Raw genomic sequence first — 22,637 nt, 5'->3', positions numbered from 1 at the left:
CGTCAAAAGTCGTTCGTCGGCTTCAGGTTGTGGCTCAGCACGCCGTTCGAGACGTAGGTATGGGCGCTGGTCACGGTCAGCTTGACTACCCGCCCGCTGCCGATCGCGATGGCGCCCGGCAGGTCGCGCAGGTGGACCCATTCACCGGTCCAGACGCGGTGATCGCCAGTCGCCCTCAGTTTCCGGCCGGCGATCATGGCCTGCCACACGTCGTCGCTGTTCGTGATCTCGACCGCCTCGACCGGATAGACGCCCCAGCCGCCGCCGACCGCCGTCAGCCGTTCTTCGTGGCGGGTCAGTAGCAGGTCGCCGACCACGAGATCGCCAGCCGCCTTCGTCCCGCCGCCCGCGATCAGCACCGGCGTGTCCTCGGTCACGCAGCGCCCGCCGGGCGGAGTGGCGCCGCCGCCCTCGCTCGGCGGGCTGCCTGCTGTCGGGATCGTGACATAGCCGACGAAGTGGCGGCCCGGGTGGGTCGGACTGACGCGCGCGTTGATGTCGTCGGCGTCGAGGCCATAGATGACAGCACCACCAGTGCGATCGGTGTCGTCGTAGTAAATTGCGCGGAAGGTGCCGGCGGATAGGCTGGAGGCAATCGTGGTGCCGGTGACCGCTACGTCGGCATGGCCATCGGTGTAGCGCCGTGTGTGATTGCTGATCGTGATTGAGCCGGTGTCAGCGGCTGTGATGGAGAGGTCGAGGGGGAACGAAGTGGCGATGGCCTGCTGGACAATGGAGTCGTTCACCGCCGGGTACGCGGGCGGCACGGTAAGGTCGGGGGTTGGCGGGGTCGTTCCCGTCTTCCCTAGGCAGAACGCGTGCTTACCCGCCGTCTCGCTGCGGCAGGTCAGGGTGACGCCCATGCTTGCCCCGTCTATCTCCCGACTACGAACGATCACGTCACGCCCATTCAAGGCCGCCTCAGGGATGTCGACCGTCAGGCAGTCTCCGGGCAGGTAGCCGAGCGCGTAGACCTTCAGAGGCAGCACAATCCCGTCGAGCTCGCGCGCATCCCAGATGTCGTAGAGGCCAAGTTGCGCGCCCTGGTCGACCTGCTGGACCAGTGGTAGCTCGACCTCCTTCGGCCGGGTGCCGCCGTCCACCGCCACGAAGTCTCCGATGACCAGCGCATCGAGCGGCGTCATCTCCCAGCCGTGCGTCTCCAGCCGCACCTTGGGGATCACCGTGTTGCGTCGAAGTCGGCGCGACGCGGAGGCGGGGACATCGAGGTCGCCGATCACGTCCGCTGAGGTGATGGTGGCGATCGACACCCGCGGTGCCGAGAACATGCAGGAAAGCAGCGCGCCGACTGGCATCACCTCGCCGCCACCCGCCTGCGCGATCATCCGCAAAACGTCCCACGCATTGTCGGTGGTCGAGTAGACCAGCCCGCCGACCTTCCAGCCGTTGGCGTCGCAGACGTTCGCCCACTCGGTGAAGTTCGGGACGCTTAGCCCCCGCATCTTCATCCCGCCGCCGGCTACGAGGCGGCCGTTCTGGATGCGCCCAAACGCCCAAGTCAGCGCGTGGAGGGCCGGGTTCTCCGAATAGACATACGTCGCTTCGTTGCCGAGCCGGCAGGCGCCGGACCCACCTAGATAGGTGCTGTCGAGGCGCGGATCGTAGACGAGGACGCCCTCGACCACGCGGCCACGCTGCGGCACGCCGGTCGGGTAGACCTTACCCTTCTCGTCAAATTTGAGCGTCCAGAGGTCGGCGGCATAGCCGGACAGCTTCGATGTCGCGCCCCAACCGGGAATCGCGCCGTTCGGACCGGTCAGCGCAGTCGACTCTGGGCATGCGCCGAGCTGATCTTGCAGCCACATGCTGCCGGCGTATTGCCCGGTCGCCGCGCTGCCGGAGAAGGTTTGGGCTACCTTGTCGATCTCCAGCGGCCCCATGCTGTGAATCGGACCGAGGCTGTGGACCGTCACCCAACTCTCAAAGGCGTTCTTCGCGCCGTAGTAGGCGCGGTGGACGACGTTCCCCCCGGAATAGGTCCGGCCGATGGCGTATGGCTGCCCGCTCTCCTTATCGATCTTGAATTTGGTGGCGTTGCCACTCCCGATTGAGCCGGGAGGTTTGGTGAGCGCGGCTGAGGCGAGGGAGAGGACGGTCGACGCAACGGTCGCCACTGTCGCGATGGTGGCGATTGTCCCAAGGGTGCCCGCCGAAAGGCCGAGCGCGATTCCAGCACCTGCGGCGGCCCCAATGCCGGTCGCGACAAGGGCAACAGCGCCGACCACGAGCGCAGCGGTCTTCAGCGCCTTGGCCATTTTAGAGCCTCCACGCCGCCAGATATTCGACCGGCTGGAGCACCTCAGCGCCAGCACAATCCTCGTGATAGCCGAGCACGCGCCCGTTGCTGACCGCCATCACCAGCGCGCCGCCGAACGCACCTTCGCCGGGGATCAGGATCAGGTCACCCGGCAGCGCGGCTGCCGGCGCAATCCGCTTCAGCCCGACGCTGTCGATCGCCGCGGCGAGGTCGTCGAAGCCGAGCTTCTTCATGGCTCGCAGGGCGCCCACGGCTGAATGGTAGATGCCCGCCTTCACCATCGGCGATCGGTGGCCCATCTTGCGCAGCGCCATTGCAGCGAGCCGCGCACAGTCGTTCTTGCCGTACTGCATCGGCTTACCCTTGAACCGGTCCAGTACGGCCTGGGCAGCCTTCTGCCGCTTCAGCATTTCGCTCATCGGCCGAGTAGCCCGGCGAATGTTGCGACGACGCTGCCGTTGGTCGTCGAGACAGCGGATGGCGGCTTCTCCACGCCCCAGAAGCTCGTCTTTTCGATACCGGTCATGTTCGCGAGCCCGTCTTCACCTGGCCAAATGAGCTTATGCCACGCGTCCGAAAGCCTGGAGCCGACCTCTTGGTCATGGAACACCTCCAGCGCCGACACGCACCGCCACTCGACAGTTCGGCTGCCCTTGCCGATCCGCAGGCGGGCGACGTCCAGCTCACCGGCGAAGACTTGGACCGGCTCCGGAATCAGCGCGCCGCTCGCGCGGTCGATCACTCCAAGCCAGCCGTTGACCTCACCACCTTGCGCCATCGCCGAGGTCAGCGTCGCCGCACTAGCTTCATCGGGCGGCGCGAAGGTCAGGTCCCACTCGGGCGCTTCGTCGCCGACCCCGTCCTTCAACGTGCCCGCCGATGTCAGCACCCCGAATTGCGCGTCGCGCGCGACGAAGCGGTGCGTCGGGTCGCGCCAGTCGATCACTTCACCCGAACCGACCAGCTGACGCATGGTGTAGCCAGGCAGCACGACTTCAACGAGCGGAGCGAGCGGGTGACGGCCAGTTCTCAACGCCGCCGCGACAGTCGGCTCAAGGCGGAAGCTCACACGCGCTCCACAATGCTGAAAGACAGCGGATCGACCCGGTTGCGCACCCACTTTGCGCCCTTGTCGAACCCGACCAGCTGCCCCTCTATGCTCGGGGTGACATCGACCGTCTCGCCATCAACGCTGAGGAAGCGGAGCATAGGCCAGAGAGACAAGGTCGCCTTGCCGTCAGCCCGGACAATGACGTTTCCAGACAGCATGTACAGATAGCTGACACCGCCGTGGATCAAGCCGACGTACTGCCCGCGAAACAGCGCCGCGCCAGGCTGTGCCCCGCGGATGTTGAGCGATGCTCCAGCCTGACCGGCACCGTCGATAACCGGCGCACCCGCAATCGAGAGCCTTGGAAGGTTGGGCTGCCGGATCGCGATCTTGGCGTCGCCGGTGGTGGCCTCGGTCAGCGTCGCGATCAGCAGCCTTCCCTCGGCGTTCTGTTGCAGCTGCGCCGTCTCGATGTCCGCCGCGAACCGATCGCCGAGACGCGGAATTTGCAGCGTGGGTCCGCCGAGCGACCCTTCCTGATTACCGCTGAAGAGCACCGGTCGGATCGCGAGGCTCGCGATACGGGTCCACGGCAGATCGACGCTCATCAGAAGCGCCCGAGCTTCCGAGTGCGTCGCGCGGTCGTCTGCGCCTCGCTGATCGATGCTCCACCGGCCGCGCCGCGGGCAGCAGCGACGCCGACGCCTTCGGCAACCCAGCCCCGCACCGTCTCGGCGAGCACAGCGCCTTCCGCGTAGACATGGATGTGCGTGTCGCCCCGGACGTTGTCGTTGGCTGACAACAGCCGCCGCGTCTCCGCCGCCGGCGTCACTCGCGACCCGGCAGGCAGACTCACCACCTCCGGCCCGTTCTCCGCCAGCCAGGTGCTGCCGCCGCTCCAGTATTCTGTGCCAGTCGCGTTGTGGCCGATCTCGTGCGCCATCGCCGCGCTACCGCCGCTGCCGCCCTTCGCCACAGCCCCGAACAGCTTGCCGAGCGCGCCGAGCCATCCGCCGTTGCCGCCCTCCTGACCGAAGGTCCACTTCGCCAGCAGGTTGGAGATGACGTCCATCCCGTACTGCTCGAAACGCTGCCAGATGCTGTTGACGCCGCCGGTCATCAGATCGCGATAGAGCGACGCCGCCGTCCGGATGCCTTCCTCGCGCTTCTCGTTCTCACGGGCCAGCACCTCGTCGCGGGCAGCGTCGAGGCTGCTTTGCATCTCGACTTGGCGATCACGGCTCCAGGTGAGGGAGTCGGTGAAGCCATTTGGGCTGCCGCTCGCATCGGTGCCGAGCGACTGGCGGGGCGGATGCCAGTCGTTGATGGCAGCAGCGCCGATCTGGTTTGCGTCCGTCATTATGTTCTTGATCTGCGTCGCGGTGTCACGCGCCTCCTGCGCCGCGCGGCTGAACCGCTCCGCTTCTTCGCGACCACGCTGCCACTCGACGTGCCAATGGCCCTGCTCGCTTATGATCTTCGTGACGCGGACGCCTTCGGCGGCGAACGCCGCGCGGATGCTCGCCACCGTGGCGCCAGCCGTCTTTTGAATGTCCAGAGCGTTGCCGAACTCATGGGCACTGGTTCCGGGTCGCGCGACCGGATTGCTAGCCGGTTTCCCTGCCGCGACCCATGCATTGTAGAGCTCAGCCTGTCGCTCCGTCGTGCGGTCGGCCGAATTAACCTGCCAGCCCTGCCCCCGCGCGATGGTCCGCGCCTCCGACGAACTGATAATGCGCCCGAACTCGGTGTTGCGGGCGGAGGCAGATTGCTGGATCGCCTTCAGCTCTCGATCGCGGGCAGCGATCAGTTCATCCAGCTTTGCGCGCAGGCGGGGCCCGTTGGCTGCCCCGGCAAAATCCGACATCGCCTGCGAGATCAGTCCGTCATAGCGCTCTTTGATGCGACCTTCGGGGGTGCTCGAGGCCTCTGCTCGCTGTCCGATCATGCGGGCAAAACCGACGTCGAAGCCGCGCTGCAAACGCGCGATGTCGGATGCGTTGGATGCAAGCTGTTTGTTCAGATCGGCGATGCGCTCTTCGAAGCGAGAGCCCGCCCCAACGGCTTCGTCACCGCCCCCTTCTTCGATCCGTCGCTCTGCAGATTGGAGGCTGACGCGCGCCTGTTCGAGCATCGCCTGCGTACGTGCACGGGTCGCGATCGCCGCATCGAGTTGAAGCTTGATGCTCGCGGTGTCGAGCGCCTGCATCTGCTCTGCCGTGCGGATCGCTTTGCCTTGCGCGTCGGCAAGGTCAAGGATCGCCTTGCGGTGCTCATCGGTCGCCTTCTTCGCTTCTTCCGCCGCCTTGCTGCTCTCCCAAAGTTTGGCGACAAGGGGAGCCAAGACCGCAAGGGCAATCTGGATCGCGAGGCCCCAGCCGCCCATGAAGAAGCGCGCGACGGCCCCAGCCGTGCCCTCAACGTGCATGAATTGACCAGCGAGCTGCCCGCCTTGAACGGTGAGCGCCTGGAGCGGGTTGGCACCCATGCTGATCTGAGTGATCAGGTCCTGCACCTGATACGAGGCACCGGACATGGCTTGGCGCATCTGCTGACTGGTGCCGGCGACCTTGCCCTGACGGATGCGAACCTCGTCGAGCGCGCCTTGCTCCAGCCGAAGCTTGGCAACGTACTGGTCCAGCGTGATCGCGTTCTGGCTGATCAGGGAGCGCGCCTCGCCCATCTCCCGGTCGAACCGCTGCTGCGCGGCGAAGGCCGGATCGATCGCAGACACCAGAGCGCGCGTACGCGCCTCTAGTTTGGCCTCAGCGTCCATCAACTCACGGAAGGCGGCTGCCGACTGACGCGCGGACCCCTCCCATTGACCGAAGCCTGAGCCGTTGCGATCGTCGATCCGCATCTGCATCGCAGACTGCGGCGCGATGGCAGTGATCTTCTCCTGCGTGCGGGCCAAGCGCTGGAGCGCAGCCTCGGCATCGCCCACATCCCGCTCGTAAGCGCGCTTCAGCCGAGCCGCTGACGAGTCGCCTGCCGCACCAATCGCGTCGAGGTCGGCGACGACCTGCGCTTTGCCTTCAGTCCCCAGGCGGATTGCGACCCGTCTATCCGCCATCGCCGCCCCCCTCCTCAAGCAAGTTCGTGACGATCGCCAGCTCAGCTATCGGTAGCACCTCGCCGAGCAACTCGGCGTCCGCGCCGCGGGCAGCGCCGACCTGCATGATGGCGCCGAAGTCGAGCGCGAACGGGTGGCCGGTACTCCCGACGCGCAACTGCCGCTCGCAGTCTACAAGGATGGTCCAGACGAGCGCTTCTTCGTCGGTTTCGGCTTCGTGGAGCCGGTAGGGGCACTTGTCGCAGCGCGCTTCCGTCGCTCCGCACGATTGCCGGCAGTAGTTTTGCCCGCCATCGCCGCCTCCCCAGTGCCACTCGGCGAGACGGCGTAGCCGTTTCCCGGCGCGGCCCGCTCCCGCTCTCTGATGATGAACGGGTGGACGTAGGCGGCATCAAAAGCTTCGAACGTGAGCGGATCGCTCAACGCGGCTGCAAGGTTGTCGGCGGTGAAGGGGAGTTCCTCGCCGGGCCCGTCATCCTCACCGTCGGCCATGGCGCAAACGCCGCGCCAGTCCTGCGCGCCGGCGGTGATCACCGCGAGGCTGAACGCATCGCCCATATCCTCTAGGTCAGCAGTGTCGTCTCCCAGCGTCACCATCGCATCGCGGCGGGCTCGGCGGAACATCGTGCGGGTGATCGGCGCGAACAGGACCTCGGCACCAAGTACCGGCGTCCACGCCGCCTCCGCGGGCTTCTTGACGATTAGCATCAGGCGTAGCCGGTCACGTCGTTACTCAGGGTCACGGTGCAGACGTGGCCACCCTGACCCGATGCCTGGAAGTTGAAGGTGGCCTGCACCCCCGCCGGGCCGGTAATCGGTCGCTTCGACCTCGGCAGGAACACGCGCGGGAGATCGAACAGCAGCGCGGCCGTGCCCTTGGTCCAGCCGAAGTTGAGGTCGACCGGCGTGCTGCCGGTGGCGATGTCGAGCAGGGTCGTGTCACCGAACCGACAGACGATGGTGCCGCTCATCATCGCCATACCGGCGTCAGCACCGCCGATGCGCCCGTCGCCCCGGATCACCTCGATCTTGTCGACCGAGTTGGAGAAGGTGAAGTCGGCCGAGACGATGTCGGCGAGGGTGGTGGAGCCTTGCTTCACAGTGCCGGTCGCCTGCGCGAACCGCTCAATCGTAACCGTGCTGGGCGTACCAGCCGCAGTCGCGCCGGCCAGCGTCTCGCCTTGGGCGATCAACCCCAGCGTCGCGTTCAGGAGGCCGCCGCGCGACATGGCGATACGCATGGTGTTGCCGGTCACGCCGAAGTTCATGCCAAAGCTCGGCACTTGCGGCAGGCCGACCTCCACCGACAAGGAAGGCAGCACCGCCGCGCCGGACTGGAAACTGTGAACGTTCGGCGCGCCGCCGGTGCCCGCGGTCGTCGTCGCCGGACCGAAGAACAGCTTCAGCCACTGGCCGAACCGGCGCAGATCGACCGGCACCACCACGTCGCCGTCGTTGTTCGCGACGTCGGGAGTCGGATCGTAGGACTCGCGGCCCTGCCCGAGCAGGTCGCTCTCGATGAGCCCGCGCTCCTCGCCGAGCGCAGAACTGACGAACGGCATCTGCATATACGGTCCCGTCGGCGGGGTGCCGTAGGTCGTCTCGAACTTGGCCGCCATAAGGGCGTTTGCGCCGCGGGCTCGTGCCATAGCGGGTTCTCCTGATCAGGTGAGCGGGTTGGTGGTCGAGTAGGAGGCGACGATCACCAGATCAGCGCCCTTGGGAGGCCTCGCGCCTTCCACATAGATGTCGTCGGTCATGGGCGCGGTCGCCTCGACCCAGTCGCACAGCCCGCCAAGCGTGCGGTCCGCCTCGATGGCGGCGCCAAGCGATACGAGCATGGCGTCGACCACCTGCTCGCTGGTTAGGCTGCTGGTTTGGTAGGCGACGACCTCGACAGGGATGCGGTGCTCATAGTGATACCGCAGCGGCGACAGATCGACCTCTGGATCGCCAAGATCGCCGCTTCGGATCACGATGCGCCCGAGGGGACCGACGCGGCCCGGTGCGGCATCCTGCCCGTCAAGCGCGAGCACTTCGGCTCCGACATAGGTGACCTGCGCGAGCGCCTTCACGGCCTGCAGAACGTCAAGGCGCTTGCTCATAGGGCCGCAAGCCTCCGGGTGAACGCCTGTTCGAACAGCGCCGCGCCGCGATCTGCGGGACCAGCAAGGTCGAGCAGCTTGGGCACGCGGACGGAGCGGACCAGCACGAACATCAGCACGCGCTCAGACGCGCGCCCCTGCGCGCGTCGACCCTTCGTGTCCTGCCGAAAACCCCGCCGGTTGCGCGAGCGCGTGATGTTGAGGAACGCCAGCACGCGGCCTGCGCGCCCCCGCAGGTAGAACAGGTCCTGATTGAACTCGGCTTCGACCTCCGCCGGGTTCATCTTCTTGCGAGCGCCGCGCCGGCCGCGTGCGTTCGGAACGGCGTCGGTCGGGATGGCGAGGAATCGCGCGCCGTTGATCGGGACGATGGTCGCGCCGCGCACGAAGCTGTCGACGATGTCCGGCGCATTGCTCCAGATGTAACCTGCCGGGTTCACGCTGCGCCGCGACTTTGGATAGGTCTCACCGCGCCAGGTGTTCGCGAGCCGGTTGCCCAACCCTGCGGATGTGACCTGTTCGCGAAGCTCCTGCTTTACCGAAGACGATGCCTCTCGCATTGCCTCAGTGGCTGCGCTGGCGATGTCGCCTTCCAGCCCGAGAGCAAGATCCTTGAACGAAGAGACGCCGACCGAGACCTTCACGGGAGCGGGAACGCGCCCATCGTCCAGGTCAGCCCTTCGGTGTCGAGCATCGGCTCGCCGGTAAGCTCGAACGTCTCAGCCCCGACGACGAGCGCCGCGCCGGCGGCCGGAGTGGCCACGTCGGACCGCTGGATGGAGAAGATGTTCGTGCCTTCCACGACACGCCCTTGTCCGAACGGGGCCTCTGCATCCGGTTGACTGCGAATGACGCGGATCAAGATACCTGTCGCGTTCGGGGCAATGTAGATCGCATCAATCGCCAGAGGGCTGGAGAAGAGGGCGGAAAGCGCCATCACGAACGGGTCGGACATGGTGCTCTCCGCAGGTTTCCGGGCGGCCGAAAGGGGGGACGGCCGCCCGGAAGGGGTTAGACGACCTGACCGGTAAGGCCGACGCCGCCGGTGGTGTCGCTGGACGCCGCCGCCGCCGCCGCGAAACCTGCAACCGGGTTGCTGGCAGCGGTCGTGGTGAAGTTGCGCGCGGTGTTGTCGAAGAAGAGCTTCACGCCGATCGCCCACGCCTGACCGGTCGCCTTGGGCAACGGGTTGAAGACGCCGACGCGGACGAAGGAGCAATCTTCGCCGCTGGCTGCGTCGGTCGACGCGATACCGACGACGGCGCCGATCAGCGCCGGAGCGCCGCTGGCGACGTTGTACGGGGCGGGGGCGGTGAAGTTGTCACCGAGCTGAACGTAGTTCTTCATGGTTCAGGTGCTCCTTTAGGCCCGGGACGCGCGGTGCGCGACGAAGGCGGCGATGATGGTGGGCTTCGTCTTGGCGTCGTGCAGGGGCACGCCGTCCTTCAGCGCTTTGGCCTTCAACTCGTCGAGCTTGAGGTCCTTCAGGTCGTCCGGCACCTCCGGCTCGACGTCGTCTTCCTCCGGCACGTCTTCCGGATCGCAGGCGAGCAGGTTGTTCTTCTTCAGGCGCTCTGCCTCATCGTCCGAGACGGTGAGCGCGCCCTCGATGGGGTGACGCAGCTCGGAATAACCGCGCGGCGGATTGCCGGTGTCGACGGACGTCGGGCCCGCCAGCGTGATGATCTTCATGATGGTATCCTCGCAGGAGGACCGGGCGACCCCATGGCCGCCCGGTCAGGGTCAGGCCGGGGCGGCGCCGGGATTTTTGTAGAGGCCGCGCCAGTCGAGAGCCTTGGCCGTCGCGTCCAAGCGCGCCTTGAACTTGATCCCGTCGACTTCGAACGACAGGTGGGTGTCCGTGAACACCTCCTCCTGACCTTCGAGGTGGGCGAGCAGGATCGTGTCGTAGGCGTTCGGGTCGGCAGCCAGATACCAGCTGTAGTCGATGATCCGCTCGTCAACGACCAGCGTCAGCTTGCCCGAGAACGGGTTCACGTTGCCGTTCGAGGTCGAGTTGACCACCGCCAGGAACTGCTCGGCGGGAGTTTCCTGCAGCGGGCCGACGATCAGGAAGGCCGGGCGGATCGACATATTGCCGTTCTCGGCCGTCTTCTGCTGACGCATCGCCGCGCGGCCCGCGCCCACCGCGGTGACGGTGATCGCCGTACCCGCCGGAGCGAGGTTATTGTGGCTCGTGTGGAACAACGAGACACCGTCGTAGGTGTTCGGGTTGCCCTGCAGCTGGCTGTAGACGAGGTCGGACTCGAGGTCCGCCGCCTTGTTGGCGAACTGCGTCGGGATACGCCCGAACAGCCCCTTGTCGTCGTTGATGATGGCCTGCCGCGAGATCGGGATGATGCGCGCGTAGGTCGCCAGCTTGTAGGTGTCGCCGGTGTCGGTCAGCGCGCCGTGCTTGATCTCGCCGTTCTCCTTCACGAGCAACAGCGCGGGCGCATCGCCCATGCCGATGATCGACGCAGGACGGAAGTCGGGCAGCGTGCCGGTCGAGACCCAGCCCCGGAAGCTCTGCGGAGCCGCCGCGAACGCCTGGCGCACCCGGCGATTTGCCGCGTTGCCGAGCGCATTGGCGAAGTCGCTGGTCGTCAGCGCGCCGCCGCGCATGCCGAGCGCCTGGCCGGCGACCTCATGCTTGCCGAGGCCTGCCACGCGGATGCCGGTGCGCTGCAGAAAGTCCCGGCTCATCTCCAGCAGGGTCAGGCCGCGGAACTCGCGGGCCGCTGCCGCCCGGGCGTCGTCGATGCCCAACGCCGCCGGATTGACGCTGGAGTTGGCCGACATGAGGAGCGCGTCCTCCACGGCGGTGCGGTAGCCTTCCGACTCCGTGCCGGTGCGGCCGGCGCGCGCATCGATCGAGTCACGCGAGCGCGCTGCGATCAGCCGATCGGCGACACGACTGTTGAGGTCGGCCTCCGTCAGCGGCGTGGTGTCGTGCAGACCGATCAGCTCGAGCGCGAACGCATCGCCGAGGTCGGCCGTGCGGGCGCACTGCTCGCGAATGCGGGCAATGGTCACCGGCGCGGCACGCTGCTGCTCGGGGGCAGGGGCGGGGCTCGGCGCGGGTGCAGGGGCAGGCGCCGGGCTCGGCGTCGGGGCAGGAGCCGGCGGGGTATCAGCCGCCGGCGCGATCACGGGATCGGGCATTGTGTTCTCCGTCGTGGGAGCGGCGGCGCCGCGGATGGTGCAGGGGTTACTGCCGCCCTGCTCGGCGCTCCGCGCGCGCACCTGCGCGGCGGCATCGAATGGCACCGCGACAAAGGAAACCTCGGTGGGCTCCCAGTCGGTGGCGAGCATGTGGGGATGTTCCCCCTCTCGCTCGGTGCGCTGGAACTCGTAGACGTGGTAGCTGACGCTCAGCGACCGGATGTGACCATCGACGATCTTGGCGACCGTGTCGGCGACGTCGGGCGTTGAGGCGAGACGGACGCGCGCCGTGCCTTCGCCGTTGGCGATGCTGACCGTGCCCGGCACGATTGAGCCAAGAACGCTGGAAAGCCGCGACGCGCTGTGGCTGTCCAGCACGCATGCGCCCGCGTTGAGCCGTTCGAGGCGCACCGCGCCCGGCTCCATGCTCAGTTCCTCGATGTAGTAGCCGCCGTCATACCAGTCGAAGCGCAGCCCTGCGGCGCCTACGGACCAGACGACCTCGATCGAATTGTCCGCCTCGCGATAGGAGGCGGGCCGCGTCTCGGCCGCGCGCACCATCGTGGGCGCGGCGACAGACCGCGTGGTCGGCGTTACCTCAGGCATCGGTGTGGGTCCCCACAAGGAGGCGGCGAGCCAGCCTCAACATCAGGTCGCGATCCGCCGCCCCAGGAGCGGTCGGGTCGGTGGTGGCGGTCTGCGCGGGCGTGAACGGGTCGCCTTTGAACGCCAGGCTGAGCTTCTTGAGCAGCGCCTGATGCTCGGCAATCTGGTCCATCATCTCAGGCGCGTCGAAGCCGCGGGAGTTGAGGAGGTTCGGGCGACTTTCGAGGCCGGCCTGCATCTCGAGGATGTCGGCCTCGGCCTCGCCCTTGCGGTCGATGCTCTCGAACGGCGGCGGGGTCCATTTGATCGGCACCGGCTTGTTCGGGAATTGCCCGAAATCGATGCCGGTGCCGAGAAACCATGCCCAGATGCGATCGAGCCCGATCGGGATGATCGTCAGGTACTGGATGCGCCCGACCTGGCGACGATATTCGAGGTGACCGGCCTTGAAGCTGCTGAAATTGACCTGGCTGACGTCGCCGGAGATCTGTTCGACGGTCACCCCGGTGCCGGCCGCCGCGGCGAGCAGCGCGATGCGGGCCAGTTCGCCGATGCCGCCGGTCTTGGGCGGATTGGAGAAGGTGATCTGCTCGCCGTCCTCCAGCGTCTCGATCATGCCGGGGACGAACTCCTCCACCGGGGGGCCGTCGCGATGACCGTCGGTTGGCATGCCGATGTTCGGGTCCTCGCCCTCCTGCGCCGGCGGGCGATAACGGAACCCGACCATGCAGGCGGAGATGTTCGCCTTCACGACCTCTGCTTCGATACCCTCCTCGATGTCGCCGAGCCGTTTGACGACGCTCTCGAAGATCGAAACGCCTTCGGTCTGGCCAATCCACTCGCCATGAAAAAGGTGAACCACCTCGTCGGCGGGGAAACGAATGGTCTCCGACGAGAACCACGCCGACCCGGGCCGCACTTTGACGAAGTGATAGGCGACCGGGCGCTTGTCGGCGTCGTACTCGATACCGCGCTCGATGTTGTCGCCGACCTTGTGGGTGGCGAGCATGCCCTTGTCCAAGAGCTGGATGCGGAGCGGAATGCCGGAGGGCACCTTCACCGTCCGCTTGACGATGAACACCTCGCCGTCGCGCAGCATTGATCGGACGAACAGCTCCTGCAGACCGTAGAGATCGTGGCGGCCGTACCAGTCGCAGACCTTGATCCACTCCGCCCAAGCGGTCCGCAGCGCCTTCGATCCCTGCGGCGCGCCGGTTACTCCCCAGGCGACGAGCCCGTTCAGGAGCGCGTTGAGCGCCTTTCGCGCGAACGGGTTCTCGGCCACCAGCTGCAGGATCGTCTGGCGAGCGATGAGGCGCTTCGGCCGCGCGTCGTTCGGGTTCCCGGTGTTGACGTAGAAGTCGCGTTCCGATCGGCCAGCGAAACGGCTCCGCGCCGCTGGTGCAGATCGCTCGAGCATCCTGCGCGCCGCCTGCCGGCGGATGCCGGCGACGGGAGAGACGAAGGCGACCGCCCGGTCGACGAAATTCACCGGCAGCGACCGACGCGCGCAATCGTGAGGCGAGTGCGTCGCGAGGTCTGGGAGGCGGAAGCCGCGAGTTCGGCCTTCACGTCGCTGCGAAGCCGCCGCATCTCGTCGAGCGAGTGAAACTCGGTGCCTCGACCGTCGGCGAAGGTCACCTTTTTCACGCCGGTCAGAATGGCGGCGTCGAGCTTGTCCAGATCGGACTGCTGGTAAGGCATCACCGCCTCCTGTTCTTGAACTTGCCGCGCGGCCGATCCGCGAACCCGGCGATCTTCGCCTGTTCGCTGCTGATCAGCTTGGAGGGGGCGTTCTCGGCTGGCGCTTGGAGCGCATGCTTCACCGGAACAGGTGCTTCCGGCGCTGCCGACACCGCGTCGGCCACCGCGTTCAGGCGCATGCCGCGCTGGAGCAGGCCGGCGAGCGCCGCATAGGCGTACACCCGGCAGTCCAGCGCTTCGTTCGCCTTGCCCTTCGGCAGGTCCCAGACCGAAAACCGACGGCCGGCGACCACCTTGGGGATCAGTCGCTCGGCAACGAGCTGGGTGTACCAGGCGAGATCGCGCTTCGCTTCGAAGTGCATGTAGCCGGGCCCGGGCTCTTCGATGCCCAGCCGCCAGCGGATCGAGTCTTTTGCCGAATTGGTGCCGACGATGACGGGCTTGAACCGCGCTCGGTTTGCGGCGCTCGGTCTCGTCGTCGGCCAGACCGGCGTCCGCTCGCCGTTGCGGGCGCTCTGGCCCTTGATCGCCCAGACGTTGCGACCCAGCCGTGCCTTCGCGAACTTGTAGACCTGCTGCGTGTGGTGACCGCCGGAGTCGATGCACGCCGCCGCCGCGATGAAGGTGCGGCCATCGGCACGATTGAAGGTCCGCAACAGCTCCCTGTCGACCCGCTTCCACAGATCCTCGGTGGCGGGGTCACCTTCGACGATGACATGGTCGAGCGACCAGCTCTCTTCGCCGTAGCCCCAGCCGACGAACTCGATCTCGATGCGGTCGTCCTGCGTATCCAGCCCAGCGGTGATGACGCCGACACCATCTGGCACGTCGCCCGGCCAGTTCTCCGCCCGACGCATCAGCACCTCGGCGGCGATGTCCTTGGCCGATTGCCTCTTGTGTGGCCGCCCAAGCTGCGTGTTGTCGAAGGTGACCCGCTTGTCCGGGTCGTCCTTCGCTGCGATCCACTTCGCCGCGATCTTCGGCGGCGCGTCTTTCGGCCAGGGGCTGAACAGCTTCGAGGCGGTAAAGCTGGCATGCTCATTGTCGACCGGCCAACGTCCGCAATCCGAGCAGTGGGCGCGATAGACCGCCCAGCGCTCCGACTGCCACCAGGTCCAGACTGTCTCCACGGCCGGCGGCGCGTCGTCGCCGCGGGCCGGGTCGGACCATGCGCGCTCGTAATCGGCGACCGGGTCGTGGCGCTTGCCGCAGCATGTGAAGGGTCGCGTCTGATGCCAGCGGGTCGTTCGCAGCGACATGAGCCGCTGCCCCTCCGACCATGCCGTGCCGCACGCCTCGCAATGGATGGCGGCTTTCGCGGTACGGTGCTCGCCGGTGTCTTCGTCCTTCTCCCAATGGACGTGCTTGAAGAACTCCAGGAACTGTCGATGCTGACAATGTGGGCACTCGACGGAGGCCTGCCGCTGGTCGCCCTCGTTATAGCTCTGCTCGATCAGGCTCTCGTCGGCGATCGTGGGCGAACAGGCCCGCACCGACAGCCAATTGGCGAAGGTGGCCATGCGCTCGTCGACCAGATCGAGCGGGTTGCCCTCTTTCGTGATCGGGTACTTGTCGACCTCGTCACACATGCCGACCCGGATTGGCCGGCGCGCGAGGTTGTCGGGGCTGCCGGCGCCGGCGAGCGCCGCAAAGCCGCCCGGGAACGCCTTGTAGAGCAGGGTGTCGTCGGCGTTGCGCGTTTTGCCCGAGCCGAAAATGCGGCGCAGTGCCGGTGTAGCGCGGATGAGCGGGGTGATGCGCTCCTTGCTGAACTGCTCGGCCGCGTCCTCTTTCGGCTGCACGATGAGCATCGGCGCCGGGTCGAGGTGGGCGAAGTAGCCGAACGTGTTCTCCAGCAGCGCGGTCTTCATGAGCTGCGTGCAGACCATGACGCTGATCTTGTGGACGCCGGGCTCCGTCACAGCGAGCATCGCGCCGCGCGCGACCTCGACCGTGCTGGTGCGCCACCGCCCTGACGTGCTGCCCGCCTCCTTCGCGAGCCGTCGTTCTCTGTCCGCCCACTCAGGGACGCTGATCCGCGGAGGCGGGGTCCAACCCCGCCGGGCCGATACGGCTAGGCGATCAACCTTCGCGGTTGGCGGCGAAGTCTGCCTCGGGTTCGCCGAGGTCGGCGAGCTGCTGATGGACATGCGCCGTCAGGGCCTCCACGACCTTGTCCGCGTCCACCTCCAGCTCCGCCGCCAGCAAGGGTCCGATCCGCGTCGGGAAGTTCATCCAGGCGTCACGTTGCGCGCGCTGCGTTTCGAACAGCACCGCTTCTGCCTGCTCGATCTCCACCAGATGCCCGGCATCGCGACGCGCGGCGAGCAGGTGCTTCGCGGCGAGCGCGTTCTCCTTCACCCGTTCGGCAGTCGCCGTGTCCGCGTAGGTGCCGGCGAGGACGTTATCGAGGAAACCCTCAATCTCTTCGGCGAACAGCTCGCCTTCCGCCGCGGCGACTTCCTCCGCCGTGGGCGCGGACTTCTTCCGCCTCACCGCAGTGCGGACACTTGGTGCGGACACTTCGCGAATGTCCGCACTGTCCGCAGCCCGCCGGTTCTGCCTGCGCCAGCCCGACCCGGCGAGCGCCGCGTCGACCTTGCCGTCGTCGGAAACCCGCAGCTTTCCGGCCTTAATGGCTCGGCGGACGAGCTTGTCGTCGCAGCCGTCCAGGCGGGCAAACTCGCGGACGCTGACCAGTCTGGGTGCGGACATTTTGGGTGCGGACACCTTTCACACCTTAGCGCTGGGAACGAAGAACGCCTCTGTCCCCCGTATTGCTCAGGAGGCCGGACAGGACCCAGCGGCACCCCTCGCGATACTGTCCAAGGTCGCACGAGGTCGCGCGAAGTTGCAGGCTGAGCAGGCCACTACGACGTTGCTCAATCCGTGAAGCCCACCAAGCGACAGCGGCACCACGTGATCTAGGGTCGCATCCGTTGGTCGGTAACGCCGATTGCCAGCGCGGCGAGTTAGCCGCGTGCCGCAATGAGCGCACTTAGTGTGGCGCTGGAAGAGGCGGACCATCTCTTCCGTTGTCAGTGTGCCGTCAGATTGCGAGCGCTGTCGTGCTCGACGAGCTTGACGGGACGCGACCCACCTTAAGCGTTGCCGCTCGTTTCGCGCCGTCTTCCACGCAGCCAAGATGCTGTGTTGAGCGACAAGCGCACAGGCGATGATAGCCTCTGCGCCACTCAGCGCAGCCTGTTGCTCGACGCGCTTCCGCTCAACTGTCGGCACCCGCCCAGGCATGCCCGGCCGGAACTCCCGATTCTCCCTTTCAGCTCGCAGCTTGCGGTACTCCCGCTTACCCTCAGCCGTCTTCCACCACTCACGGCCTTTGCCGCGGGTATGCGGCGCATGGCAGTCACCGCACCTTCGGTACCGACGCCCCGCAATCAGTGCGAAGTGGGCGATAGGCTTGACGCCCATGCAGCCAACGCATCGCTTGGTCTGACCTCGAACAGGTGTGTCGCCGAGCATGACGTTGCTTACCTGATCCTGGTTAGCGTCGCACAGCCTGCAAGGGCAGGGTGATAGACGGAGGCTGCCTCACGTGGGGCCGCTCTAAACCCGTCGAGCCGCTCGGGCGGCTGGCCCTATTGGGCCGATGCGGCACCGCATAGCACGCCTTCAGGCAGAAGGTAAGTGGCAATCTCAACCACGAAGCCGCCACCGAAGTTGACCAGCGCCTTACGATCGTTGCCTCGCTCAACGGTGCCGGTCATGCCGGCGAAAGCGCCCTCCTCCATTTTGACGGTAGCACCCACGCGGACGGAGCGCCGTGTGGCTTTGCGCTGCTTCGTCTGCTGCTTCTCCTCCTCCTGGCGCAATGCGTTGAGGCTGCCGTCTCGGATAACAGGCACGCGGTCGCGATGACGGAAGACCGAGAATGAAGGATGCGGGCTCGCCATTGCTGAGGCGAGGCCGAGCATGCCACGGACATGGCCCGCCGGGGCGAACACGAACGTCGGCGTGATAGGGGCAGGTGTGGCGACCTGCTCGCGGCGCTGCTTGCCGCGGCCCACCCGCGTTGCCACGCCGGTCGGCGTCCACACCTCAAGGCCTGCCGCCTGCAGCGATGCAGCCAGCTTCAATGTCCTCGCCGCCGAGCACCGCAGGATGATCCAGTCGCCCATCACGCCGCCTCTCGCTGCTCGCCGGACGCGATCAAGCTTTCCAACACTGAGGGATCAACGCCGAGCCGCAGGTAGTCGTCTCGTGTCGGCGCGCGGCACGGCCGTTGAGGGTCGGCGTGGGCGGGCTGAGCGACAGGGCGGGCGGGATCTCGTTGTGGCTGCGCTGTCGCGTACCGGCCGACGGCAAACCGCTTGCAGATTGCGTCGAGCTCGTCGCTGGTTGGGCGTTCATCGCCCGGTGCGGGCAGGGCGGGCGCGGATGGCGCGCTGAGGCGCGGCACGCTGTTCCGCTTCCGCCAAGCCATGTCGGCCTCAGTCGCGGCGATCACCGCTGGCACGATTTTGCTTGGATGATCAGCCACGCGCGCCGCCTCGCGGCACCCGGCCTCGATCACGTCGAGCGGAAGGTGGCGAAGCGATGCGAAAGCCGCCGCCAGCCAGTTCCGCCGATCTTCCTTTCCCATGCCGCTCGGCGCGGTGAGCGCCAAGCACGGCCCGATCGTCTCGGCGAACGCGCGACGATTGTCCGGCGTGTCGGACGTCGGGTCGGTGTTAGTGGGGAGCGCCAGCGACGAACTCGACCATTGCGTCGCCGGTAGCGCCGAAGCCGGTTGCGGAACGACCCCGCCCGTTTCCTGCCATGCGGTCGGTTCCTGCTCGTCGTCCATCGCCATCATCGTCCTTGATCGATCCGTAGATTGCTCCCCAACCGCGGCTCACAGCCGCTTCGAGGATCCGGCCTGGCGGCCATGCGTCGTCGGTCAGCCGGTCGATGTCGGCGAGCAGCTTGCGGTGAGCCGTGGCGGTGCCGGCCAGCCCCTTGCGGCGACGGTTGGCGAGCAGGTCGGACCAGACCTGGGCGTCGGCCCAATCGGGACGGGGGAACGCCTCGCACGTACGCGCCCGTGTGGGTGGCGGGGGCGGGGTGGGGGTTAATTTTTGGGGGTCTGGGGGGCTTTTATTGGGGGTAGGGGGCGAGGTGACGCTTTCCGTCACTTGTGCGTCACTGGCGTCACTTGTGACGTTCTGTGACGCGGGGTGACGTTCGCGATAGGCGCGCATCCGCAGCGCACCCTTGGTCGGCTCTCGTGATTGCGACGCCCGCTCCTCCGCGCGCGCCAGCTCGGCCGCTACCTTTGCCACCAGCAAGGGAGGTGTTCCTGCGTCGAGCAGCTGCTGGAGAAGCGCGTCACTCACGGACGGGCCTCCAGCCGGCGCGCGACCTCGGCAAGCAGGGCGTCGTGGTGCACACGCGCGAGATCGACCGCGCCGCCAGCGGCATCCCAATCAAGGGCCGTGTCGCGGGCTTCCTTCTCGCAGCATCGATCGTCGACGCAGCGCACGCCTTCTCTGGCGCCGCAGTTGAAGCAGGCGGCGATCATTCACCCCTCCCGAGAACATGCATCATGCCGCCGCGCGCCGAGATCAGGCGTTCAGACCGAACCCATAGAGGAGAGACACGATGGCTGACTTCCCCGACAATCCGACCGAGGGCGTGGAGCCCACGATCGCCGACACCGTCACCGACGCAAGCATGGTCCCGATGGATGACGCCGCTGGTGGCCCGACGGGTGACTCCGATGATCCCGATGCCGAGATCGAAGAGATGACGGACGAGGAATCCGCCGCTCAGCTCGGCCAGCAGGCTTAAGCGATGAGCGACCCCACGCAGCAACCTTCCTCGCCACCACTCACCCCGGACGAGACCCAGCTGCCGGGCGACGATGCGCCAGGCGAAACGCCCGCGCAGGTGACCCGGCTGACCAACGACGTCGATGCCGGCGACATGTTCGTTCAAGGCGGCGAGTAGCCGCATCAGGAAACCCGCTGCCCGGCCATGCGCGCCGGGTAGACGGGTGACCAGACAATCGCCCGCCGGCCCGATCCGTTTGTCCGCCGCGCGCCACTGTCCCGCACCTTACCGAGCCGCGATAGCTCGGTGACGCGAGGGCGCACGCTGAGGATGCTCAGGCCGAGCCTGCCGGCGCATTCGTCGGCTGTGAGGCCGGAAGATCTCTCGAACTCGTCGAGTACCCGCTGGCGCAGCAGGGCGGAGGCGGGTGCGATCGCAACAGCAGCTGCACGCGACGTGTCGCGATCGCGAGCGCCAGGCTGATATGGGTAGCGGAACAGATCAGCCATGGACCGCCGCCTCGGCGAGCACGTCCAGCTTGTCGGCGTGTTCGCTCAATCGAGCAGCCCGCGCCCGCAGCGCCTTGCCGGCCAGCGTCAGATCGGAATACGTGACACCCCGCTCGGCCGCGAGCTTGGCCCGGATTGCCCGGTCTCCGATTGACAGGGCATCGGCAAGGTGCCGCTGACCGCCGAGCATCGTTGCGGCTGTCTCCAGACCCACCATGCGGTTGAGGTCGAGGCGCTGAGCCGGTTTAGCGGCGCACATCACATCGCCTCCGGCGCGACGCCGCCGAGCGTGTAGGACGGACCTGCGAATTGCGGCTTGAAGGTCGGAACGACCTTGGCTCCCGCAGCAACGCGGGCGAGCTGGCGTTCCAAGAGGGGAAGGGCGGCGAACCGAGCAGCCTCGCGCGCTCGATCGGCGAGGATCAACTCCTCCACCATCCGCCGAGCTTCGGCTGCCGGCACATCCTTGTCGCGGATAGCTCGATAGGCCGGCCGATACTCGATTGGGCACCACGCATGCCGGGTGTCGCTGATCTTACGCCCGGCCGCGGCGCGCATTGCGCTATTGCGGAGCTGTGCCTCGGGTGACGCATCGTACTCGGCGCGGAGGCGACGGCCGGAGGCGACCTTGTAGGCGTGCCATGCGGGATCGCCCCGGCGCTCCGCTTCCGTTCGCAGGGCGGCCTCCGAGGCTCGGGCGCGCGACGCGGGGCTGCGCTTTGCGGCCCGAGAGGCCGCCTCAAGCCGCGCACGAAAGGCCGGGTCGGCGTGGGTGCGCCGCGCCGCGCAGGGACGGCAGCAGCCAGACTTCCCATGGCGCGTGATGGTGGTCGAGCAGTCGAGGCAGGTGCGCGCCGTCATGCCGCCGCCCACCGCGCCAAGCGCTCATTCCAGCCGGGCACAGCGTCGCACGGCACCGGCAGCAGCTTGAACTGCCGGTGGGCGATCGGACGCAGGTTTCCTCCCGCGACGGGACGCCCCGTCACGGCTTTTGCTTCGGCCATGTTGCACTCCTGTGGTCAGCGCTGCGGCGACCGGTTGATCCTCATCCAGCGATCGCGCGCGGCGTCAGCTTGCCGAGCACGTCGTTGATCGCGTCACGCGCGGCTTCCAGCGCCGGCCGATTGGCCCGCACCTCGTCCGCATCGAAGTCGTCATCGTCTGCCAGCGCCTCGGCGAAGGCGACCGCCGCGCGCAGCACATGGCAGTGCCGCTTGCGGTCGCTGTCCTTCCCCGGACGGCTGTCGTGGCAGAGCCGGTCGAGCGCGCCGGTGAAACGGCCATTCCACTCGCGCTTGGCGCGGGCGAAGGTAACCACGTTCATGGCGGCGGTGCCGTCTGCGTATTTTGCAGCCTGGTCGTCGCTGACACCGAGCACCGCGGCGACGTCACCCCAAGTGAGCCGGTCCTGTGATTTGATCAGCGCCAGCTCACCGCCGACCGCCTCAAGGGCGGCCGAAGCGGAAAAGACTGGGCGAACGCCGTGGATTGTCTGGTCGGTCACGCTGCAAGAGCCTCCACATGAACAGGGATACTCTCCACACCGCACCGAAGGCCGTCCGGCTCGCCGTCGCCCGCGCGATCTTGGCCGCTCTCAATGTTGACAAAGCCGCCAGCGCCACGGGCGGGGGACACAGTGGCGCTGGCGGTAGGCTCCTGACCGACGGGGGAGTGGACATCGGCCAGGGTAAGGCCGCGCGGCAGGATGCCGTCGACCGAACAGGGGAGGCGCAGCGCGCAATCGGCGAGCGTGCAGCTACGGGCCTCAGGGTGCCAGCAACTGATCTGGCAGCGGTCGCAGGTGGCGGTCATGCCAGCCCTCCACCGGGAGCGCTTCCAACGCCCCCGGCTTCGGCTACGGTGGAGGGAGAGAGAACCACCGGAGATGATCGATGGACGACACGACTGCGCTCGGGGCCGAGCTCAGCAAGATCAACTTCCTGCTGGAGAACCTCTACGCCTTGGTCCTGCGCGACATGGGCGCTGGCGCCGAGCACGTCGCGGGCATTGCTGATGAGATGCGGCGTCAACTTACCGACCTCCCGGCTGACGTGCATGGCTCAGGGCCAGCAGACACAGACCAGCTGCAAGAAGTGGCAGCGCAGCGGCTCGATATGTTCTGGGCGCGGGTGCGAGACCGACTGGCATCCGCTCAGAGCGACTGACGCCGACGACATAGGGGCTGCTCACGCCGCCTTCTCCAACGGAGCGACGGACGGGGCGGGGGCGGGGCGGGGCGACCACGGTTCGATCGTTTCAAGCGTTTCGATCTGGTCGTCGGTCAGGTCGCCGATGCTGTCATGCTTCCAGCCGGTGCGGCGGAAGATGTGGATGGCAAGGGCGCGCGCAGGTCTCCGAATGCCATTCACGATTT

At 67.1% G+C, this 22,637-nt stretch carries 32 protein-coding genes; 3 read left to right on the top strand and 29 right to left on the bottom strand.

All coding sequences use genetic code 11. The features are described from left to right. Positions 1-2: 2 nt before the first annotated feature. The 23 genes from ACOFKS_RS06315 to ACOFKS_RS06205 all read right to left on the bottom strand — a co-directional run bounded on the left by ACOFKS_RS06315 (position 3) and on the right by ACOFKS_RS06205 (position 19,503). A complete protein-coding gene (locus ACOFKS_RS06315; RefSeq protein WP_419808393.1) occupies positions 3-2,276 on the bottom strand; it encodes a hypothetical protein in 2,274 nt (757 codons plus the stop codon). Between the two features lies 1 nt (position 2,277). After that, positions 2,278-2,697: a DUF6950 family protein gene (locus ACOFKS_RS06310; RefSeq protein ID WP_419808392.1), complete on the bottom strand. Its 420-nt coding sequence runs from the start codon at positions 2,695-2,697 to the stop codon at positions 2,278-2,280. Continuing rightward, on the bottom strand, positions 2,694-3,347 hold the full coding sequence (locus ACOFKS_RS06305; RefSeq protein WP_419808391.1) for a hypothetical protein: 654 nt from the start codon (positions 3,345-3,347) through the stop codon (positions 2,694-2,696). The genes ACOFKS_RS06310 and ACOFKS_RS06305 overlap by 4 nt, the downstream gene beginning before the upstream one ends. Continuing rightward, positions 3,344-3,937 (bottom strand): hypothetical protein, encoded by a 594-nt coding sequence (locus tag ACOFKS_RS06300; RefSeq protein ID WP_419808390.1) that lies wholly within the window; start codon positions 3,935-3,937, stop codon positions 3,344-3,346. Before ACOFKS_RS06300 ends, ACOFKS_RS06305 begins: the two co-directional genes overlap by 4 nt. Then, complete coding sequence (locus ACOFKS_RS06295) at positions 3,937-6,402, bottom strand: phage tail length tape measure family protein (RefSeq protein WP_419808389.1); 2,466 nt, start codon at positions 6,400-6,402, stop codon at positions 3,937-3,939. Before ACOFKS_RS06295 ends, ACOFKS_RS06300 begins: the two co-directional genes overlap by 1 nt. Next, a complete protein-coding gene (locus ACOFKS_RS06290) occupies positions 6,392-6,559 on the bottom strand; it encodes a DUF7697 family protein (RefSeq protein WP_419808388.1) in 168 nt (55 codons plus the stop codon). The genes ACOFKS_RS06295 and ACOFKS_RS06290 overlap by 11 nt, the downstream gene beginning before the upstream one ends. A 14-nt stretch (positions 6,560-6,573) precedes the next feature. Then, on the bottom strand, positions 6,574-7,110 hold the full coding sequence (locus ACOFKS_RS06285) for a hypothetical protein (protein ID WP_419808387.1): 537 nt from the start codon (positions 7,108-7,110) through the stop codon (positions 6,574-6,576). Next, on the bottom strand, positions 7,110-8,051 hold the full coding sequence (locus tag ACOFKS_RS06280; protein ID WP_419808386.1) for a phage tail tube protein: 942 nt from the start codon (positions 8,049-8,051) through the stop codon (positions 7,110-7,112). Before ACOFKS_RS06280 ends, ACOFKS_RS06285 begins: the two co-directional genes overlap by 1 nt. A gap of 15 nt (positions 8,052-8,066) precedes the next feature. Continuing rightward, entirely contained in the window at positions 8,067-8,507 is a 441-nt protein-coding gene (locus tag ACOFKS_RS06275; protein ID WP_419808385.1) for a hypothetical protein, read from the bottom strand. Then, a complete protein-coding gene (locus ACOFKS_RS06270; protein WP_419808384.1) occupies positions 8,504-9,151 on the bottom strand; it encodes a DUF6441 family protein in 648 nt (215 codons plus the stop codon). Before ACOFKS_RS06270 ends, ACOFKS_RS06275 begins: the two co-directional genes overlap by 4 nt. Then, on the bottom strand, positions 9,148-9,462 hold the full coding sequence (locus ACOFKS_RS06265; RefSeq protein WP_419808383.1) for a head-tail joining protein: 315 nt from the start codon (positions 9,460-9,462) through the stop codon (positions 9,148-9,150). The genes ACOFKS_RS06270 and ACOFKS_RS06265 overlap by 4 nt, the downstream gene beginning before the upstream one ends. Before the next feature lie 56 nt (positions 9,463-9,518). Then, complete coding sequence (locus ACOFKS_RS06260) at positions 9,519-9,854, bottom strand: DUF2190 family protein (RefSeq protein WP_419808382.1); 336 nt, start codon at positions 9,852-9,854, stop codon at positions 9,519-9,521. A gap of 15 nt (positions 9,855-9,869) precedes the next feature. Continuing rightward, positions 9,870-10,199, bottom strand: a complete 330-nt coding sequence (locus ACOFKS_RS06255) for a hypothetical protein (protein ID WP_419808381.1) — start codon at positions 10,197-10,199, stop codon at positions 9,870-9,872. A gap of 51 nt (positions 10,200-10,250) precedes the next feature. Then, entirely contained in the window at positions 10,251-12,233 is a 1,983-nt protein-coding gene (locus ACOFKS_RS06250) for a prohead protease/major capsid protein fusion protein (protein WP_419808380.1), read from the bottom strand. Positions 12,234-12,270: 37 nt separating this feature from the next. Then, the gene (locus ACOFKS_RS06245) at positions 12,271-13,770 is read right to left on the bottom strand and encodes a phage portal protein (RefSeq protein WP_419808379.1); all 1,500 of its coding nucleotides are present in this window, start codon (positions 13,768-13,770) and stop codon (positions 12,271-12,273) included. After that, positions 13,767-13,982, bottom strand: coding sequence for a phage head-tail joining protein (locus ACOFKS_RS06240; RefSeq protein ID WP_419808378.1), 216 nt, complete (start codon positions 13,980-13,982; stop codon positions 13,767-13,769). Before ACOFKS_RS06240 ends, ACOFKS_RS06245 begins: the two co-directional genes overlap by 4 nt. Continuing rightward, a complete protein-coding gene (locus tag ACOFKS_RS06235) occupies positions 13,982-16,018 on the bottom strand; it encodes a phage terminase large subunit family protein (RefSeq protein WP_419808717.1) in 2,037 nt (678 codons plus the stop codon). The genes ACOFKS_RS06240 and ACOFKS_RS06235 overlap by 1 nt, the downstream gene beginning before the upstream one ends. Positions 16,019-16,064: 46 nt before the next feature. Continuing rightward, positions 16,065-16,697, bottom strand: coding sequence for a hypothetical protein (locus ACOFKS_RS06230; RefSeq protein ID WP_419808377.1), 633 nt, complete (start codon positions 16,695-16,697; stop codon positions 16,065-16,067). Positions 16,698-16,763: 66 nt separating this feature from the next. Further along, on the bottom strand, positions 16,764-17,009 hold the full coding sequence (locus ACOFKS_RS06225; protein ID WP_419808376.1) for an HNH endonuclease: 246 nt from the start codon (positions 17,007-17,009) through the stop codon (positions 16,764-16,766). 572 nt (positions 17,010-17,581) lie between these two features. Beyond that, entirely contained in the window at positions 17,582-18,121 is a 540-nt protein-coding gene (gene nusG / locus ACOFKS_RS06220) for a transcription termination/antitermination protein NusG (RefSeq protein WP_419808375.1), read from the bottom strand. Beyond that, entirely contained in the window at positions 18,121-18,789 is a 669-nt protein-coding gene (locus tag ACOFKS_RS06215; protein ID WP_419808374.1) for a hypothetical protein, read from the bottom strand. Before ACOFKS_RS06215 ends, nusG begins: the two co-directional genes overlap by 1 nt. Next, a complete protein-coding gene (locus tag ACOFKS_RS06210; protein WP_419808373.1) occupies positions 18,674-19,318 on the bottom strand; it encodes a hypothetical protein in 645 nt (214 codons plus the stop codon). Before ACOFKS_RS06210 ends, ACOFKS_RS06215 begins: the two co-directional genes overlap by 116 nt. After that, positions 19,315-19,503, bottom strand: a complete 189-nt coding sequence (locus ACOFKS_RS06205) for a hypothetical protein (protein ID WP_419808372.1) — start codon at positions 19,501-19,503, stop codon at positions 19,315-19,317. Before ACOFKS_RS06205 ends, ACOFKS_RS06210 begins: the two co-directional genes overlap by 4 nt. Positions 19,504-19,583: 80 nt before the next feature. Between ACOFKS_RS06205 and ACOFKS_RS06200 the strand changes: the two genes are divergently transcribed. Continuing rightward, a complete protein-coding gene (locus tag ACOFKS_RS06200; RefSeq protein WP_419808371.1) occupies positions 19,584-19,772 on the top strand; it encodes a hypothetical protein in 189 nt (62 codons plus the stop codon). Positions 19,773-19,775: 3 nt separating this feature from the next. After that, entirely contained in the window at positions 19,776-19,931 is a 156-nt protein-coding gene (locus tag ACOFKS_RS06195) for a hypothetical protein (RefSeq protein ID WP_419808370.1), read from the top strand. A gap of 5 nt (positions 19,932-19,936) precedes the next feature. On the opposite strand, the gene ACOFKS_RS06190 is transcribed toward ACOFKS_RS06195, so the two are convergent. Genes ACOFKS_RS06190 through ACOFKS_RS06170 form a run of 5 tightly spaced genes read right to left on the bottom strand, consistent with a single transcriptional unit; the run spans position 19,937 to position 21,767 of the window. Further along, positions 19,937-20,263 (bottom strand): hypothetical protein, encoded by a 327-nt coding sequence (locus ACOFKS_RS06190; RefSeq protein WP_419808369.1) that lies wholly within the window; start codon positions 20,261-20,263, stop codon positions 19,937-19,939. After that, complete coding sequence (locus tag ACOFKS_RS06185; protein ID WP_419808368.1) at positions 20,256-20,522, bottom strand: hypothetical protein; 267 nt, start codon at positions 20,520-20,522, stop codon at positions 20,256-20,258. The genes ACOFKS_RS06190 and ACOFKS_RS06185 overlap by 8 nt, the downstream gene beginning before the upstream one ends. Further along, on the bottom strand, positions 20,522-21,124 hold the full coding sequence (locus ACOFKS_RS06180; RefSeq protein ID WP_419808367.1) for a hypothetical protein: 603 nt from the start codon (positions 21,122-21,124) through the stop codon (positions 20,522-20,524). The genes ACOFKS_RS06185 and ACOFKS_RS06180 overlap by 1 nt, the downstream gene beginning before the upstream one ends. Beyond that, entirely contained in the window at positions 21,121-21,267 is a 147-nt protein-coding gene (locus ACOFKS_RS06175; protein WP_419808366.1) for a hypothetical protein, read from the bottom strand. The genes ACOFKS_RS06180 and ACOFKS_RS06175 overlap by 4 nt, the downstream gene beginning before the upstream one ends. Before the next feature lie 41 nt (positions 21,268-21,308). Further along, positions 21,309-21,767: a hypothetical protein gene (locus ACOFKS_RS06170; protein WP_419808365.1), complete on the bottom strand. Its 459-nt coding sequence runs from the start codon at positions 21,765-21,767 to the stop codon at positions 21,309-21,311. Between the two features lie 388 nt (positions 21,768-22,155). Here ACOFKS_RS06170 and ACOFKS_RS06165 point away from each other — a divergent pair, with 388 nt between their 5' ends. Further along, the gene (locus ACOFKS_RS06165) at positions 22,156-22,428 is read left to right on the top strand and encodes a hypothetical protein (protein ID WP_419808364.1); all 273 of its coding nucleotides are present in this window, start codon (positions 22,156-22,158) and stop codon (positions 22,426-22,428) included. Positions 22,429-22,449: 21 nt separating this feature from the next. Here the strand turns inward: ACOFKS_RS06165 and ACOFKS_RS06160 are convergent, their stop codons facing one another. Then, positions 22,450-22,632: a hypothetical protein gene (locus ACOFKS_RS06160; protein ID WP_419808363.1), complete on the bottom strand. Its 183-nt coding sequence runs from the start codon at positions 22,630-22,632 to the stop codon at positions 22,450-22,452. Positions 22,633-22,637: the final 5 nt, after the last annotated feature.

The organism is Sphingomonas sp. (assembly GCF_965200135.1).
Classification (GTDB): domain Bacteria; phylum Pseudomonadota; class Alphaproteobacteria; order Sphingomonadales; family Sphingomonadaceae; genus Sphingomonas.
The sequence above is the reverse complement of the archived record's forward strand: the minus strand, read 5'-3'. Positions and strand labels throughout refer to the sequence as shown.